Annotated in this window: 14 protein-coding genes; 8 read left to right on the top strand and 6 right to left on the bottom strand. The window is 42.7% G+C overall.

Going from position 1 to position 18,156, the window contains the following annotated elements; genetic code table 11:
• Positions 1-200: 200 nt before the first annotated feature.
• The 3 genes from AACU28_RS12245 (at position 201) to AACU28_RS12235 (ending at position 4,120) form a co-directional block, all read left to right on the top strand.
• Positions 201-1,514 (top strand): TolC family outer membrane protein, encoded by a 1,314-nt coding sequence (locus AACU28_RS12245; protein ID WP_121603006.1) that lies wholly within the window; start codon positions 201-203, stop codon positions 1,512-1,514.
• Positions 1,514-2,125, top strand: coding sequence for an OmpA family protein (locus AACU28_RS12240; RefSeq protein ID WP_102444378.1), 612 nt, complete (start codon positions 1,514-1,516; stop codon positions 2,123-2,125). The genes AACU28_RS12245 and AACU28_RS12240 overlap by 1 nt, the downstream gene beginning before the upstream one ends.
• 336 nt (positions 2,126-2,461) lie before the next feature.
• Positions 2,462-4,120 (top strand): ABC transporter substrate-binding protein, encoded by a 1,659-nt coding sequence (locus tag AACU28_RS12235; protein WP_108177419.1) that lies wholly within the window; start codon positions 2,462-2,464, stop codon positions 4,118-4,120.
• A 100-nt stretch (positions 4,121-4,220) separates the two neighbouring features.
• On the opposite strand, the gene syd is transcribed toward AACU28_RS12235, so the two are convergent.
• Complete coding sequence (syd, locus tag AACU28_RS12230; RefSeq protein ID WP_017089736.1) at positions 4,221-4,766, bottom strand: SecY-interacting protein; 546 nt, start codon at positions 4,764-4,766, stop codon at positions 4,221-4,223.
• Between the two features lie 131 nt (positions 4,767-4,897).
• Here syd and queF point away from each other — a divergent pair, with 131 nt between their 5' ends.
• The 5 genes from queF (at position 4,898) to xni (ending at position 12,403) form a co-directional block, all read left to right on the top strand.
• Positions 4,898-5,743 carry an NADPH-dependent 7-cyano-7-deazaguanine reductase QueF gene (gene queF / locus AACU28_RS12225; RefSeq protein WP_108195360.1) on the top strand — a complete coding sequence of 282 codons (846 nt, stop codon included), beginning with the start codon at positions 4,898-4,900 and terminating at the stop codon, positions 5,741-5,743.
• A gap of 58 nt (positions 5,744-5,801) precedes the next feature.
• Positions 5,802-8,060 (top strand): tetratricopeptide repeat protein, encoded by a 2,259-nt coding sequence (locus AACU28_RS12220; RefSeq protein WP_017087478.1) that lies wholly within the window; start codon positions 5,802-5,804, stop codon positions 8,058-8,060.
• A gap of 118 nt (positions 8,061-8,178) precedes the next feature.
• Positions 8,179-9,744 (top strand): GGDEF domain-containing protein, encoded by a 1,566-nt coding sequence (locus AACU28_RS12215; RefSeq protein WP_004734387.1) that lies wholly within the window; start codon positions 8,179-8,181, stop codon positions 9,742-9,744.
• A gap of 376 nt (positions 9,745-10,120) precedes the next feature.
• On the top strand, positions 10,121-11,488 hold the full coding sequence (gene ppnN / locus AACU28_RS12210; protein ID WP_004734386.1) for a nucleotide 5'-monophosphate nucleosidase PpnN: 1,368 nt from the start codon (positions 10,121-10,123) through the stop codon (positions 11,486-11,488).
• Between the two features lie 141 nt (positions 11,489-11,629).
• Positions 11,630-12,403: a flap endonuclease Xni gene (xni, locus tag AACU28_RS12205; protein WP_121603005.1), complete on the top strand. Its 774-nt coding sequence runs from the start codon at positions 11,630-11,632 to the stop codon at positions 12,401-12,403.
• Between the two features lie 193 nt (positions 12,404-12,596).
• Here xni and AACU28_RS12200 read toward each other — a convergent pair whose 3' ends face one another.
• The 5 genes from AACU28_RS12200 to AACU28_RS12180 form a co-directional block, all read right to left on the bottom strand.
• Positions 12,597-14,627 (bottom strand): TonB-dependent receptor plug domain-containing protein, encoded by a 2,031-nt coding sequence (locus tag AACU28_RS12200; RefSeq protein ID WP_121603004.1) that lies wholly within the window; start codon positions 14,625-14,627, stop codon positions 12,597-12,599.
• A gap of 387 nt (positions 14,628-15,014) precedes the next feature.
• Positions 15,015-16,106, bottom strand: coding sequence for a 23S rRNA (cytidine(2498)-2'-O)-methyltransferase RlmM (gene rlmM / locus AACU28_RS12195; protein WP_121603003.1), 1,092 nt, complete (start codon positions 16,104-16,106; stop codon positions 15,015-15,017).
• On the bottom strand, positions 16,103-16,501 hold the full coding sequence (locus AACU28_RS12190; protein ID WP_121603002.1) for a DUF423 domain-containing protein: 399 nt from the start codon (positions 16,499-16,501) through the stop codon (positions 16,103-16,105). Before AACU28_RS12190 ends, rlmM begins: the two co-directional genes overlap by 4 nt.
• Positions 16,491-17,114: an alpha/beta fold hydrolase gene (locus AACU28_RS12185; protein WP_121603001.1), complete on the bottom strand. Its 624-nt coding sequence runs from the start codon at positions 17,112-17,114 to the stop codon at positions 16,491-16,493. The genes AACU28_RS12190 and AACU28_RS12185 overlap by 11 nt, the downstream gene beginning before the upstream one ends.
• The gene (locus AACU28_RS12180) at positions 17,107-18,015 is read right to left on the bottom strand and encodes a transcriptional regulator GcvA (RefSeq protein ID WP_017080068.1); all 909 of its coding nucleotides are present in this window, start codon (positions 18,013-18,015) and stop codon (positions 17,107-17,109) included. The genes AACU28_RS12185 and AACU28_RS12180 overlap by 8 nt, the downstream gene beginning before the upstream one ends.
• Between the last annotated feature and the right edge of the window lie 141 nt (positions 18,016-18,156).

Genomic DNA, 18,156 nt, shown 5'->3' with positions numbered 1-18,156 from the left:
GTTTTATTTTTATTCAAACAATAATATTTTATTAAAACATTCAAAATTGAAGAAGTGATATATATTTTTCGATTAAAAATAAGTTTATAGCCAGTAATAACCTAAGAATATTGAATGACATTCTTTAAGCATTGTCATTCATTCTAAATCAATAAAAACAAATAATGATTTAAATATTATTAACAAATTGGAGAATTTCCTTGAAGCTAATTTACTGTAGCTTACTGTGCAGTGGACTTTTATTACCACTACCTTCTTGGGCACAGTCTTTAGAGCAAGCGGTATCACAAACCTTTGCTACAAATCCAGAAATTAAAAGTGCGTTTAATGAATATATAAGCAAACGCTATTTAATTGATGCATCTACAGGAGCCTATAAACCGAGTTTGGATTTAGATGCAGGAGTAGGATATGAAGCAATTAATCCGTCTTCTGAAATCGCTCGCGGATCAACTGAAATGACACGTAGAGAAGCATCACTTACGCTAAATCAGTTGATATGGGATGGTTCAAAAACTCTGAATGATATTGATCGTGTCTCTGCAGATGCTGAGTCAGTTCGACTCCAGCTATTATCGAATGCACAAAATACAGCACTCGACGTAGTCAGAGTTTATATTGAGACTATTGAAGGCTTTGAGATTCTCGCTCTATCAGAGAGTAATCTCGCAACACACGAAAAAATATACGTGGACATAAAAAAGCGCACTGATTCGGGTATCAGTTCAACTGCAGATCTCACGCAAATTGAAGCTCGCCTAGCAAAAGCACACAGTAATTTAATCGCAGCTGAAAACAACTTGATTGACTCACAGACCACTTTCATACGCCTTGTTGGAGAAGCTCCTCAGTCCCTTGTTTTTCCTCGAGCCGATAAAAACTTTATCCCATTAACGTTAGAGCTAGCTCAAGAGCAAGCCTATGAATCTCATCCTGTTATTAAAATATCACAAGTGGATGTTGAGTCTGCAAAATTCCAATATAAACAAAGTCAATCGAACTACTTCCCAACACTTTCTTTTGAAGCTAAGCAGAGCTGGAAAGTGGATGCTGGAGGAATAAAAGGTAGTAGCGATGAAACAACAGCGATGATACGACTTAATTATAATCTTTATAATGGAGGTCGAGATTCAGCAAAGAGCTCAGAAATGGCTTACCAATTAAACAAAGCCAAAGATTTACGAGAGAGAGCATATCGATCAGTTAAAGAAGAGCTACAACTTTCTTGGAGCGCTTTAGAAATGACATCTCAACAAAAAGTGTTCCTTGCAGATCATGTGGACTCGGCTTCTGAAACAGTAATTGCTTACGAAAAACAATACTTAATAGGCAAACGTACTTTGCTCGATCTTTTGAATACTGAAAATGAACTTTTCGAGTCACGAAAAGGTTACGTTGAAGCAAAATACTCCGAGCAATACGCTAAATATAGAGTCCTTACTTCTACAGGCAACCTATTGAATGCATTGAGAGTTAACTTACCAACAGAGTGGACAGATAAGGTGGATTACTAATGTACAAACAAACCATTTTTTGGTCTTTTCTATTTTTTACTTTCAACATTCAAGCAAGTGATGAAATTAGTTACATCCCAACCCCGACTATAAGTCAAGTTGCAGACCAGTTTGACCAAGATAGTGATGGGGTCATCAATGAAAGAGACCTTTGCCCAGACACCCCTCAATTTGCTGAGATAGACAATGATGGATGTGGAAGCCTTGTTGAGACAGAGGATTCATATGTTATTCGAATCTTATTCAATAATGACTCCGATATAATAAATTCAATTTATGATCAGCAAATCAAAGGTATGGTTAACTTCTTAAAGCAGTATTCGAATACCGCAATTGAAATTCAAGGTTACGCCAGTAACGTCGGAAATCACCAATACAACATGACTCTTTCGACACGTAGAGCTAAACAAGTTCGTAACAAAATAATAAATTTGGGCATAAAAGAAAGTCGAATAAGGATTGTAGGCTTTGGTGATACTCAACTGAGTTCAATAGGTATTGATGAAATAAGCCATGCTCTAAATCGAAAGGTTACAGCTACGGTCGTAGGGCATAAAGGTGAAGTAAAAGAAGAGTGGAATATATTTACAACTCTTCCAAAAGCACATTAACACGATAAGATGGGATGCAGTGCATCCCATCCTCGTCTCAATATTGAGACTTTATAATAACAACCAAAAAACAACCACCTATTATTTATAAATAGTTATATTATTAGCCCGAAAATAAAAAGGGAAATAATGGTGTGTTAAAATTAGCAATCACTTCACGCCAATATAATACTAATAAAGTTTCATACATTACCAGAATCATCAAATAATGCTTATAACAACATCGTTAATAGCGTATGTACACCATATTCCCAACTCTATATTTAGATTAGCTCAACTATATCCACAGAACTCGATTTACTTAAAAGCCCAAACACATTATATAGCGATAGAAATATGACTGAAACATGCCTTCGCAGGCTAAACCAATTGTTGGGCCACTACGATCATTCAGTCCTTTATGAGGTTAACTTAGATGAACTGGAAAACGTGTTTGCCACCTCCCGACGTAACACATCCAACATTCTAAAAATTTTAGGGGATTACAATTGGATTTTCTGGCAACCAGGTATAGGGAGAGGGAAAAGTAGCACCATCCAAATAACAGTCTCAATGTATCAAGCAATCTATCAGACCGTTAGCAGTGAAATCGAATCAAGCAACTTTGACGTTATTGCTAAGATTCTACATACCTATCAAGAAGTTGCGGCCAATGCTTTAAATCAAGCAATGCTTGAATCCAATAGAAATAAAGAAGAATCAAATTCTCTAGTGATCACTCAATATCCTTGGGTTAATGAACTAAATCCAACTTTGACTTACCGGTTTTCAGAGCTACAAATAGCTCGAAGTCTTTACGACACCTTACTCATAGTTAATGTACACGGGAAATTGGAGACTCAACTAGCCTATGATTACAGGGTAGATGGCAAACGTATCTACCTCTGGATCAGACCAGAAGTAATTTGCCATGATGGATTGCCTTTGACTATAGATGATGTGGTCTTTAGCCTTAGAGAACTAAAAAATACACAAGGTCCAGTTAGTCTATTATTCAAGCAAGTTGAAGATATCTATTTTTCAGAGTCTGAAAGAGCCGTTTGCATTCAACTAGAAAGTGAAAATCCACTTTTCCTATATTGTCTTGCTACAGCGAATGCTTCAGTTTGTACTAGTCGCAGCCTTTCCTTCTCTAAGAAGAGAAATATACCCATCGGTACCGGTCCATTCTCACTATCTTGTTGGGATAAAGATAAGGTCGTACTAAGAAAGAACCCACATTACTTTGCTAAAAACGCATTGCTTCAAGAAATAACGCTTTCACACCAAGGCAGCCAACTTGAGCACTTTGTAAGTTTCAATCATCCAGCCCTCGAAACAGAAAAGCATCTAATCCAAGCCTTTTCATACTTAGCTTATAATATGCGTGAAAGTAGTGATATTTCACCCCACACGATCGATAACCTTTTTAAGTACCTAAAATCAATTCGAAACCAATTTAGCGCCAGTGAAAACTTACACCCGATGACACTAAATGAGTCTTCTTCATGCTCTATAAACCCGATTTCGACACCTATATTAAGTGGAAAGTTGGTCTTAACGCACCCGAAATGGACAATTAAGTATCTTGAGCACCTTTCTAACTGGTTAATTAAAAAAATTTCCGAGACAGGTATAATCGTGGATGTCGTTATCTTACCCAATGCGAGCACACCAGAAATGCTTAGAGATCAAGCCGATCTCTTATTTGTAGAAGAGGTTATAGAACAACCCCTAGAGTTCGGTCTTTATGAATGGCTGTTAGCCAGCACTGCCATTCGATTTATTTACCCTTATGAACAACTTTTAGAACACACATCTGACCTTCATAAGCAATTAGCAAATGAAGACCAACTACCGCAATTAGTCACGCGGTTTAATCAACTATGTTCTGAAAGCTCTTTACTCCCACTTTTTTGGGGACAAGAAGAAGTAGTTCAAGCGAAACAAGTTAATGGGCTTTACATAAACAAGTCGGGATACAGTGATTTTTATAAGCTTTGGATCAATAACTAACCAATAGTGTAAATATCATCGTCAACCTAGGCTTAGGTTGACGTTCCTAGTCTTTTGGTATCATAGAAAGTCTTCATTAGAAGAGCTCACTTGATTCTATTTATACCGCTGGTTGTAGCTTTTCTAAAAATTCTGCCAATGTCTCGGCTAATACATCACGATTTTTGGTGCCTAAGCGCTCTAGGATCACGTTACCCGTCAGATTACAGATAGAGATAACATCTAGCTCTGCATCGGTCGCGGCAATGAAAACCGTGGGTTTTAGCTTTAAACGACGCTGAGTGACTAAGTGACCCAAAATGTTTTCTTGCAGGCATTCGAAGTCTTCATCACTCCAAATCTGTAACAGAGTCAATTCGTTACCATCGAAGGTCGCGTTCATATCTGCGCTGAATTGTGCACCGTAGAAAGTTTTAATGTCTTCATGCAGAGTCAACTCAATACCGGTTTCAACGTTGGTGAAATCCGCGAATTGCTCACGTGGATAGTGCTTCCACAACACGGCGTCGCCACTCTTTTCTTCTACGCATGGCGATACGATGTCCACCAACTCCTCATTACGAGGTAAGCTTTGGTGTTGCTGCTGCCACGCGTCAACGTATCGCTGACTAAAAGAAAGTAGTGCGTCTTGAGCACGTTGAGTCATGAAAATCTCCTAAACACAAAATAATAAATAGAATCCGAGCCCTTTCCGCGCCGATTAAGCGATGACTTAATGACAGGGTAATGGGGATTCAGTAAAATCGACCCCATTCTAATCGAATTTGAAACGAAAGTATGAGCAAATATTCTGACGCAAAAGAGCTAGCGGGTTTAACCCTTGGCCAAAAAACTGAGTACTCTAACCAATACGATGCAAGTTTATTGCAGCCAGTACCTCGTAGCCTTAATCGCGATGATCTTGCGCTAAACGGCGAGCTGCCTTTTGTTGGTCATGATATTTGGACGATGTACGAGCTTTCGTGGCTAAACATCAACGGCCTACCACAAGTAGCGGTGGGTGAAGTTTTCATCCCAGCCACCAGCCAAAATTTAATTGAATCAAAATCTTTCAAACTGTACCTAAACAGCTATAACCAGACTCAATTCGAAAACTGGGCTCAAGTCACTGAGCGCCTGACCCAAGATTTGTCTGCATGTGCAGGCGAACCTGTGATTGTGAATGTAAACTCAGTAACCGACTACACTAACCAACCTATCGTGACGATGGAAGGTGACTGTATCGACAACCAAGATATCCAAATCACCAGCTATGATTTTGAAGCGTCACTGCTTGAAGGTGCAGCTGGCGAACAAAAAGTAGAAGAAACTCTGCATAGCCACCTGTTGAAGTCGAACTGCTTGATCACCAACCAACCGGATTGGGGCAGCGTTGAGATCGCATATTCAGGCAAGCAAATTGACCGTGAAGCTCTGCTACGCTATTTAGTTTCTTTCCGTGAGCACAATGAATTCCACGAACAATGCGTTGAGCGTATCTTCACTGATATCATGAAATACTGTGCGCCATCGAAGCTAACCGTGTTTGCACGTTACACGCGTCGTGGTGGTCTGGATATCAATCCATACCGTTCAACAGAGCAAGATAGACCAAGCCACAATAAGCGTATGGCTCGCCAATAATCAGGCGTGAACCACCCACACTTATTTGAACCTACCAAATCTTTAAAGGGACATTGAAATGCGTTGGTTATACGTTGTTAGTCTATTTATTTTAAGCTTAAGCACATCGGTCAATGCGTCGGTTTATTCGTCGGCGCTACTCAATGAAGCCAATAACTTGGTTGAGATCGAGCCGAGCCAAGCAAAACAAATGGCCAACAGCTACCTAACGCTTCGTGTCCTTTCTGATCAACGTGAGAAAAGCCCTTCAGCAATTTCTCGCGAAGAGACAGACTCTTCAATTAGAACGCCAAACAGCAGTATCGATGCGTATAAAATCTTAGCCAAGGCGGAATACAACCTAGGCAACATTCGTATTGCGATTAAAAACATCGACAAAGCCTCTGAGCTCGCAAAAACCTATAAGCTTAATTACTTAAAGCTGGACCTTCAGATCCTAAAAGTTCGTTTACTTTGGCTGAGTGACAGAAAGTCAGCCACAGCAACAGTAGAGCTGACAAGTATTGAAGCAAACCTAGAATCGGTGAATAAAACCTTACGTTTAACAGAAGGTATTACCTATCGTTTGATCATGCTGAAAGCTGATATCGCCTCTTATGACAATAAGGTCGACGAAGCCGAGAAGTTCTACCAAGAAGCGAAAACCTACCTCGATCAGCGTTACTCAGAAAAAGTTACCATCGACTACCACATCTCGGTCGGTGAATTTTATCTAACACATAAAGAGTACAACCACGCACTCTCTGAGTTGTTGTATGGCTACTGGAAATCAGTAGAAGGTAACCTGAGTTCACGCTTAGCCAAGGTCAATCGCCTGCTTGCACAGCTTTTCTTTGAGCGCCAAGTCTTAGACAAGGCATTAGAACATCTATCTCAAGCTGCTGATTTTTACGATAACTTTGAAAACTCTCCCATATTAGCTCAAGTACTTAAAAAGATGGGTGATGTGTACTTCTTACAAGGTAAATATAACCTTGCTCTTGTGCATTTTTTCAACGTCCTTGACCACGAAAGTACCGACAGAGATATCCACCAAGTCATCGATATTCGTCTAAGTCTATCGGCAACTTACTTACGCCTCTATAACTACCCTCTAGCTGAGCAGTACTTAACCCGTGCCCTTGAACTGCTTGAGTACACCGACATTCCAAAACTGGAAGGTCGTGCTGCGCTATTATCAGCAGGATTGGCTTACCACCTGCAAGAGAGCGAAGATGTGATAAAGCATGCGACACGTGCACTTGAGATATCACGCCAGGTAGAGAATATGCGCCTGTCGCAACGCTCATACTATTTACTCTCCTTGGGTTATGAACAGGCAGGTCGTCCACAGCAAGCATTGGCAAATCTCAAGCAATACAACAGCCTTGTCTCTTTAGAGCAGCAAAAACTCAACCGTGTTGGGGAAGACGCATTCCGCCAACAAAAAGAGTTTGCCGAACAAACCCTGCACTATGCTGGCCAAGAACAAGAGCTAGAGAAATACAAACTAGAACATCGTAAGTTCCAAAAGATTTCGTTTGCCCTATTCTTGTTCAGCATTGTCTTATTCTTCTTTGTGCTGCGCCGAGGCTACCTCATTCAAACCTTAGCCAAAGAGGTCGATTCACTGCGTACCGACCTCTTTACGCATTCGCGTTCTAAGCTTCCTAATCTAAGAATGCTGAATGCGAAACTCTCAAATTCATTGGAACAAACCAGCCAAACCTTTGAGCAGTGGCAGCTTGGTGAATTGATTCATGAACCGCTCAACGACCGTTTACGCTTCGTGATGATTGACTTACCTTTCCTACGTAATATGTACACGCAGAACGGTTACAAAGCAGGCCTAGAACTCGAAGATGCTTTTGGTGAATTCCTCAAATCTAAGCTTGAAGGCCCAGCTCGTGTCTACCATTTCTCGGATGCGAACCTGCTTTATATCGAGCCCAACGCTGACCGTGATTTATCACCTGAAGCTCTGTTCAGGAAGATTCAATCTTGGGTTAATAACTTCGAACCCGAGCGAAACATCAACCGAACAGTCCGTATGGGCATCGCTGACTACCCGTTCCTGCCACGCGCTTACACTGCAATTAACGACCAAGAACTACTCGATGTGTTATTGATGTCGACGAATCTAGCGCGTGAGATCAGTCTCAAAGAGCGCAGCAGTCAATGGGTATACTTAAAAGCTATCGATAATGCGCCCGCAGCGAGCCTTGCAACTGGTAACATAAGAGAAGCGTGTAAACATGCGATTAATCAAGGGTTAATAAAGATACAATCGTCATACCAGAATGAGGACAACATCAAAAAAATGCTAAAAGATGACTGATTTGCGAGCGGTTAAGAGCGGCAAGCCGTGACCTTATTTTTAGTTTTGTTATTATCGATGCAACGGAATTTCATCAAAATGATCGAGCTCGGTCTACGCGGCGCTAATTAATACATCTATGGGCATTCTTGAAAAAGACATTCAGGCGCAACTCCACCAGCTGAAACTTCAGTTGGAGCAGGTCCGTTTGACGCAAAGAGACACCTCGTTCAAATTTATTAGAGAACAAAAAGTTCTAAAGCGTATCGTCACATCTTTAAGTGACGCATGTGTTGGCAGTAACAGCCATTTAGATGAAAACCTCATTGCCCTTCGGGAAGAGCTAGAAAAGCAAAAAGACATTAGCTCGATGATCCCAAAGCTGGCAGTATTAGAAAGGATGCTTAAGCAGAAAACGTTGGCTATGGATAAACAGAACGGATATCTGGACGATAGCATTAAGCACAGTGGGGAAACGCTGCAACGCATAACAGGCCTTCCAGCGCAGCTTAAACGCGACCTACGAAACTTACTTAGCTTCTCCGAATGCAATGGCAGTCAGAAAGTCGACCATGCCATGAAACTTCTCGGTATTTATGAGCGTGCCATTAAGATTATGGCGAATAACTCACGCACTCATTTTGCCGACGTTACGCATTCTCCAGAACAGGAACTCCTTTCCGACCTATCAAACGAATTACAACATCTGATCACTGAACTCGATTTCGAGGGTGAATCGGGTGACTTGCTTACCGATATTCGAGCGAAACTGCTACTGGGTGTTTCCACACAAAATCTGCTTGAGCTGACACTTCAGATCCTCAAACTGGTAATTGAAGGCACCAACCTAGAGCGTAAGAAGTCTGAACAATTTATCGATCAGCTAAACTCCTCGCTGGCCTCCAGTATCAAAACGGCAGACCAAAATGCCGATCAGAGCCAAAGTTACTTTGAGCACCGCCAAGGCCTTAACTCTGAGTTAAGTGAACTTGTCATTAAGAGCCAGAACTCTGTAGAGAAAGCGAAGGAAATTGATAGTTTAAAGCGAACGATTAATCCGCTACTCACTGAAATCGCGTCTCTTTCAGAAAGACTGAATCACGCAGAACAGAAAGAACAAGCTCTAATAGAGAGAATGAGTTATGGGAAGACTCAGTTAGATTCACTCTATGAAGTCACCCAAGATTACCGCAAGCGCTTAGAAGATCAGGCTCAGCGTATGCTACTTGACCCGCTCACTAAAGTTTACAATCGCACCGCCTTTACTGATCGCTTAGAGCTTGAGTATCGCCGTTGGATTCGTGCACAACACTCACTGCGCGTAGTGCTGCTCGACATAGACAACTTCAAAGCCATCAACGACAGCTTTGGTTATACCGCGGGTGATAAGGCACTTAAAATCATCGCGAGAACAATTACTAAAGAAGCAGGCACAACCGATACCGTGGCTCGCTTTTCTGGAGAAGAGTTTGTCTTGCTGTTGCCAGAACAAACCGATGAATATTGCCACCAAGTGATTCAAAACATCCAAGCTCAAGTAAGCCGCCTACCCTTTAAGTTCCGTGACCAACAAATCACAATTACCTTGTGTGCGGCAAGTACTCAGTTTAAAGAGTCTGATACGCCTGAAGAAGTATTAGAGAGACTGAATAAGACGCTAAACAAAGCAAAGCAACGCGGTACCAACCAACTTGTTTGGAACTAAGCCAGCCTTAGATTTAATTTATTTCATTTTTTCAAATACTTATCACATACCATTTCCCTCAATGTTTGCTAAGCTAATGATTAACATTCGCTTAACAAGCATTCTTGGCAAGCAATGCTGTATATACGCTCTTAATTTATTTTATATTAGCTCTTAAGCATCTATACATCTGCTACTAAGCACCCATGTATATACCGTTAAGCACCTGCATATAGACTGTTAAGCAAGATTATATAATCCATTAAGCAACGCTGTCGTAACGGTTTCGTCTGGTTAACTCTCTCACCTTTAACCAAACACTTTCAACGTTTGCTTCTCACTCTCGAGCCAGAGGGTCACTTCAACGTCCCCCTGCTCTTTTCAACAAGGAGGCACTATGATCACTCATATCAGCCCTGCCGGTAGCATGGATTTACTCTCTCAACTTGAAGTTGAGCGTCTTAAGAAAACCGCGTCTAGTGATCTGTACCAACTGTATCGTAACTGTACGTTAGCGGTACTTAACTCGGGTAGCCACACCGACAACTCCAAAGAGTTGCTCGACAAGTATCAATCGTTTGATGTTGAAGTCGTGCGACGTGAGCGTGGTATCAAGCTCGAACTGAGCAACCCACCAGAGCATGCCTTTGTCGATGGTGAAATCATCAAGGGTATCCAAGAGCACCTATTCTCAGTGCTGCGTGACATTGTCTACGTCAACATGCATCTTGCAGACAACCAAAGACTCAACCTGACTAATGCTACTCATATTACCAACCTCGTATTTGGTATTTTGAGAAATGCAGGCGCACTTACGCCGGGCATCGAACCTAACCTGATCGTGTGTTGGGGTGGTCACTCAATTAATGCCACTGAATACCAATACACTCGCGAAGTAGGTAATGAACTTGGCCTACGTGAACTCAACATCTGTACGGGTTGTGGACCAGGTGCAATGGAAGGGCCAATGAAAGGCGCGGCGATTGGTCACGCTAAGCAGCGCTATACTGATCATCGTTACTTGGGGCTTACCGAGCCTTCAATCATTGCTGCAGAGCCACCAAATCCGATAGTGAACGAACTGGTGATCATGCCAGATATCGAGAAGCGTCTTGAGGCATTCGTTCGTATGGCGCATGGCATCATTATTTTCCCTGGTGGCCCCGGTACGGCTGAAGAGTTGCTGTATATCTTAGGGATCATGATGCACCCAAATAACGTCGACCAACCCATGCCGATTGTATTAACGGGTTCAAAAGAGAGTGAAGCTTACTTCCGCTCTATCGATAAGTTCATCGGTGAAACCCTCGGGGAAGAGGCTCAGAAACACTACGAAATCGTAATTGATGATCCAGCACGCGCTGCGAAAATCATGAAACAAGCGATGCCAGATGTACGCTCTCACCGTAAAGAGACCGGCGATGCTTATAGCTATAACTGGTCACTGCATATTGAGCCTGAGTTCCAACTGCCCTTCGATCCGACACATGAGTCTATGGCGGCACTTGATCTTCATATGGACCAGAAAACAGAAAGCCTTGCGGCTAATTTACGCAAAGCGTTTTCTGGCATTGTGGCCGGTAACGTCAAAGCCGAAGGTATTCTAGAGATAGAGAAACACGGCCCATTCCTGATTGATGGCGACAAAGAGCTGATGACCAAAATGGACCAACTGCTGAATGACTTTGTTGAACAACATCGCATGAAACTGCCGGGTGGCACTGACTACGTTCCTTGCTATAAAATTATGCCTAGCAGCGAATAACGACAAGTGATTGATAACAGGCCATAAGCATAAAGCTAAACAAGTCATGACGTTTACGTCGCCAACGTTTCAACTCACCAAGTGATACGTTACTATAAGGGGCTAGCAGCCCCTTATTTATTGCCTATTTAGTGGAAACTTATGTCTATCCATCTTGTTATTATCGATGCTTTGAATCTCATCCGACGCGTTCACTCTGTTCAGCCGGACCCAACCGATATTGCAAGAACCATCACCACCACAGCTCGTACTCTTAATCGCATCCTAAAAGAATCAAAGCCAACCCATATCATTGCGGTATTTGATCATCATTTACAAGATCGAGGCTGGCGTGCAGAAGTCCTTCCTGCCTACAAGCAAAACCGCAAGCCGATGCCTGAACCATTAATGAAAGGCCTTGATGCTATCCAACAAGCTTGGTGGGAATTAGGGATTGATTCACTGCTATCTGATGGTGATGAAGCGGATGATCTAGTCGCTACGCTCGCTAAGAAAGTGGCCGATCACGGAGAAACGGTCACCATCATCTCTACGGATAAGGGCTACTGCCAACTGTTAGCACCAACGCTACAGATCCGTGATTACTTTCAGCACCGTTGGTTAGATAAACCCTTTATCGAAGCGGAATTTGGCGTAAAACCTGAACAGCTCGCAGATTACTGGGGATTAACGGGCGTCAGCTCAAGCCAAGTGCCGGGGATTCCTGGAGTTGGACCAAAAGCGGCCAAAGAGATATTAACAACGTATCCAGATATAGAAACGGCATTCCTAGCTGAAGACTTACCGAAAAAGTATCGCAAGAAATTCGATGAGCATATTGAATCGGCTCGCGTATGTAAGCTCGTTTCAGCACTCAAAACAGACATCGATTTGGGCTTCAATCTGCAAGATATTCGCTACGAAGCGGTGTCTTAATCCGACGTTACAAATTCAGTCGCTAAAAGCTAGAAATAGATCGCTTATAGATCAATCCATTAGAAACACCGTCATTCGAAAGCAGAAAAGCCTTAGTCTAAACTAAGGCTTTTTGTGGTTTCATTTTAATACGAAACATTTCACTTATACTGATAACTCTCTATTTCTAGAGTGACTTGCAGTAAAGAGTGGATTAGAAGCTATAAGCGATTGAGGCTTTGAAGTTACGACCTGCTTCGTAGCTGGTGTACTTATCTGAACCCCAAGAGATACCAAAGCCAGTATGCTCTGCGTACTTCTTATCAAGTAGATTATCGACACCAAGATTCACTTCTAGATCTTTAGCAAACGTAGGTGTGTAAGCCGCCCAGATGTTATGCGTTGCGAAACCTGCGCGTTTAATTTCATCACCATCTTCATCCGTGTAATCATTACCCGGAACAAAACGTGAATCCCAACCAAACACAAACTCACTGTTTATGCTGTAGTTAAAACCAGCCTTAAAGTTATGAATACCGGTTTTATTCATGTGGCTTGTCTTGCCATTTTTCAGGCTCTTTTGCTCGCCATCTGAGTACGAATGGTTAGCGTAAACACTTAACGCATCTAACTCATAGCTTAATACCGTTTCAACACCCCACACTTCAACATCATACTGGTTAGCTAATGTTGAGTTGTTCTTGGTTGGGTGCATTTGATTATCAAGATTGTAGGTGTAAGCCGTGAAACCTAAGATAGCGTAATCAGCCGCAAGCAAACGTGTTAACTCGTAATCAAAGCCCGCTTCATAGTTGTTACCCGTCATCGCCTTGGTATCAGACTGGTCAACATCAGGAGCTGCTTTCATCGTTAACGTTTCTGGTAGTGATGCACCTTTAAATAGACGACCGTAACCAACACGAAGTTTTAAGTTATCCGTAGTTTGGTATTCACCCTTGAACTTTGGAGACAGCTGATCAAAATCACCCGTGTAAACACCGCCCAACTTGTGAACGTCGTAACGAAGACCCGTGGTTAAGCGGAAATCGCTGAACTCATACATATCTTGCACGTAAAGGCCGTAAGCGGTAACCGTGCCGCCATCCATGCCGTACTTCTTGGTTTCGCCTTGCTTTGAACCGCTTTGGTAAACGCCATCGCCAGCATCAATCCATTGTTCAGCTTTGTAACCATCAAGACCGTAAGTAAGCTCATGCTCACCAACCCAAGAAATGTTACGAATGTCACCACCGATGGTTGTCACGTTGTATTCACGATCTGGAATAGCAATTTTACCGTCTTTAATCCAGTCGCCGTTCGCGTCTTTGTCCCAAGCAGTATCAACAAGCGCATCACGCTCCATGTACTGACGGTTGTAGTAAACATTGGTTTTCAGATGTACCAGATCACTACCCGTATCGTATTCATGTTGCAGAGTCACTGTATCGCGATTTAGTGAGTGGTAGTTGTGTTCATCATCAGCATACAGTGCACCTGCCTTCTCACCAGAAAGTTGACGCTTACCGCCATCGTTGTAACGGTTGAAGGTCAGTTTAAATTCATTGGCATCGTTCGGGATGAAAACAACCTTAGCCATACCAGATTTAAGCTCGCCCTGCTTTGATGTTACAGCTTCCTGATCAGGAATGTGCAGATCACCATCTTCTGAGTAGTTTGCAATACCCATAAACTGTAGCTTGTCGTTCACTTTTGCATACACAGCGACATTGGTTGCGAAACGCTCATAAGCCGTTTGATAGCTCGTTTTTACTCGTGCACCGACACTTTCGCCCGGCTTAAGAAGATCGCTAGGATCTTTGGTTTCGTAGCTAAATGAACCGTTAATCGCACCAGAACCCGAAAGTGCTGAGTTACCGCCGAGTTCAATTTCAGCACGCTTTAGCATCGCAGGGTCAATCGCCTGATCGCCCGAGTGGTGAAATAGCTGACCTTCTTGACGAGCACCATCAATGGTCACAACAGCAAATTTGTCTTCCATACCACGTACATAGACTTTACGTGAGTAGCGTGCGTTTCCGTCTACCGTTACGCTAGGCATGGTGTTTAGAACATCTTTGATGTCCGATGCTTGTTTCTTTTCAAGGATATCTGAATTTATTTCTGTCTGAACAAGTTGATCAAGAGCGGAACCGATAACGACAACGGTTTCTGTTTCGTCTGCAGCAAGGGCAGTAAATGAAGTCAAGGCAACCGTAACGGCCACTGATAATGCTTTAAGTTTCATATTGTGTTTTTATAGTTTATAGAATCAAGTAAGGAGGCGTGAATATTACACACTTTGAATGATAATTCTTATCATTTACATTCTTTACTTACATTCACTTACTTTTAATAAAATCACTTTTGGCTAAGATGTTCTTGTTGTAAAACTGACTAGTTTTGCCACTGAATTATTAAATAAACCCTTCTTCGTATCATCCCTGAATTAGGTAGCCGTAAGTCTCGATCTCTTACGGCTTTTTTAGGCTTCAATCGCAGAAGTTAATTACAAATCAGCGACGATAACCAAACCGTTTGCCAAAAACGTCACCGTTCACATAACCAAACTGCAGATACAAAAAATGCCCCTTAAAGGAGCATTTTCTTTATCACTGACACACTAATGTAAATATTAGTACGGCGAGATATTCGAAAGCGACTGAATATGCACCGTGATCTCTTCGCGATCGTGGTAAAGGTGCTTCGCCTGCATCTTGAATTTAACTTTGTTATCAATCAGGAACTGTTTCAGGTTCTCGATATCCTGCAGTACTTCATCGTAACGGCCTTTCATTGGCAGTTTAAGGTTGAACAATGCTTCTTTCGCCCAGCCTTTGATGATCCACTCACCCATTAAGTGAGCAACACGAGCTGGCTTCTCAACCATGTCACAGATAATCCAAGTCACGTTCTTACGGTCAGGTTCGAATTTAAAGCCATCTACCATATGGTGCTTGATTTGACCCGTTTCCATTAGGCTTTCCGCCATCATGCCGTTGTCAACACAGTGAACGAACATAGAACGCTTAACCAGTTGGTAAGTCCAACCACCTGGACACGCGCCTAAATCTACGCCCCACATACCTGGAGCAAGACGCTCATCCCACTCATCACGAGGGATGAATACGTGGAACGCTTCTTCTAGCTTCAATGTAGAACGGCTTGGCGCATCTGATGGGAACTTCAAACGAGGAATGCCCATAAAGAACTGTGAGTTGTTAGTTGGGTAAGAGTAACCCACTAAGCAGTGACCCGGAGCGATAAAACATAAGTGAAGCACAGGCTTCTTAACATTGTCTTTCGCAGTCATCAGGCCTTTACCACGCATAGCTTGACGCATTGGCACGGTAAACTTACGGCAGAACTTCAAAAGCTCTTTCGCTTCATTGGTGTCTGGCGTTTCAATACGGATATCGCCACAACGTGGGAAACCTTCTTTCTCAGAAAGCGCCTCAAGAATTGGAGAGATACGATCATCAGTCGGAAGATCTTTGATTTCAGCTGCTACCGCGATCATTTGACGAGCAAAGATCAGCGATTGGAAGTCGATCTCTTTAACCAATTTATCGGCTTCGCCTGCTTGATAACATTCAAACAATACAAAGCCTGTATTGTTCTTTAAGCGAGGAAAACCAAACACTTCCAGTTGTGTTGCCTTGTCTTGAATTTCGCCAGCACATTCTTTTTCAAAACCAGAGCGACAATAAAGTAGTACGTGTTTCACTGAGTTACCTCTTTTATATTCAAAGCAGCGAAGGAGAAGACTCCCCAACCAATGATAAATAGTAGACCACCAAACGGAGTGATAGGGCCAAACCATTTTATTCCTGTCAGTGCCAAGCCATAAAGGCTGCCACTAAAACAAAGGATGCCGATGATAAAGCAAATTGCCGCAATGAAAAAATATTTTTGTGATTTAACGCCAAGTTTCATCTGCAGCAGAGCGCCACACGCCAATATCGCTAAAGTATGGATAAACTGATACTGAACACCCGTCTCAAACACGCCTAGCAGATATTCTGGCAAGATAGCTTTCAACCCGTGAGCCGCGAAGGCACCAAGCATCACAGCAATCGCACCAGAGATACCTGCAAACGTGAGTAAATACTTACTTCTCATTGAGTACCTCTTTGATAAACGCTGACAGCTTCTCAACGGTTAAGGCAATATTCTGCTGCTCTGTGTAACCAGAGCTCTTACGAGGCTTAAAGCTGTGATCACCGTCTGGGATAAATTCAACACGAATAGAATCCGACAGGTCGAAATCAGCAAACTCTTCACGCTTACCAAAGGTATCGCGCTCACCCTGCAAAATAAGACATGGCTTTTGTAACTCAGCTAAGTGCTCACCTTTGTACTTCTCTGGCTTACCTGGAGGGTGGAAAGGAAAGCCTAAACAGGCCATCGCTGCCACCTTATCAACTTCAGACAAATGGCTCGCCATACGCCCTCCCATCGATTTACCGCCAATCACAAGCTTATCGGCATCGCACTGCTTAATGATGTCTTGGTAAGCTTCAAGCAGCTTAGGGGCTCTGTCAGGTGGACGACGCTTGCCATCTTCAGCACGTTTAATCATGTAAGGGAAATTAAAACGAATCACTTGTATCCCTTTAAAGGCTAACCCTTTTGCTACCGACTGCATGAATTCATGGTCCATACCTGCGCCAGCACCATGTGCAAAGACAAAGGTGATTGGATTGTCTTCACCATCAATGATGACGTTATTCATCGAGTAAATCCTCTTGTTCACTTTGCGCTTTCGCCAGCATCCAATCGCGGAAGGTGGCGATACGGCCCATATCGGCTTGTTTCTCATGACAAACCACATAGAAGGCATTCTTGCTCACCAACACTTCGTCAAAAGGCGCAATCAAACGACCCGCTTCGATTTCAGGTTGCGCCAACACGTTGTTACCCAGTGCAATACCTTGGCCGTGAGCTGCCGCCTGCAACACCATGGTTGAGTGACTAAAGATAGGGCCGTGATTCACGTTAACCCCATCGATGCCATTTTGCTTAGCGAACTGCTTCCAATCCTTTCGAGAAGTATCATGTAATAGCGTATGACATGCTAAATCGCTTAGAGATTCTAATGGTTTGGTACCAAGCAACACTGAAGGTGAGCAAAGAGGGATCAAGTATTCTTGATAAAGCTTATCGGCTCTAAGCCCCGACCAATTGCCTCGACCATAATAAATAGCTACGTCTACGTCATCGGTCAGCGAGCCTTCATCCATATCAACGGCTTTAATTCGTACGTCGATATCAGGTTCTTGCTGATTAAAGTCTGCAAGCCTTGGCACTAACCATTGAATGGCAAAGCTTGGCGGTAAGCTGATGGTCAATGCGCCCTTCTCACTTCGCTCAAGCACTTTATCCGTCGCTTCAGCCAGTGATGTAAAAATATCTTTGATGTCTAAGAAGTAGCTCTGACCTTCTTCAGTCAGCAGCAAAGAGCGATTTCTTCGACGAAACAGCTTCAAAGACAAGAATTCTTCAAGCGCTTTAATCTGGTGACTCACTGCAGCTTGAGTAACAAACAACTCTTCTGCAGCGCGCGTAAAACTCAAGTGTCGAGCAGCGGCTTCAAACACTCTTAGCGAGTTTAATGGGGGTAATCGACGAGACATAGGTACTCTCTAAATAAGCATTAGTTTTTTTTATCTGAAACATTATAATTTGTCCATTGCCTAGCGGCCAGAGAAATTCTATATTTCATCCCGCAGCAGCTAGCCTGAACGGCTTGATTCTCTCTAGAATCAATTGGTTTA

The organism is Vibrio sp. SBT000027, from assembly GCF_963894355.1.
In the GTDB taxonomy this organism is placed as follows: Bacteria; Pseudomonadota; Gammaproteobacteria; order Enterobacterales; family Vibrionaceae; genus Vibrio; species Vibrio splendidus.
This window is presented reverse-complemented; position numbering and strand designations above follow the sequence as displayed.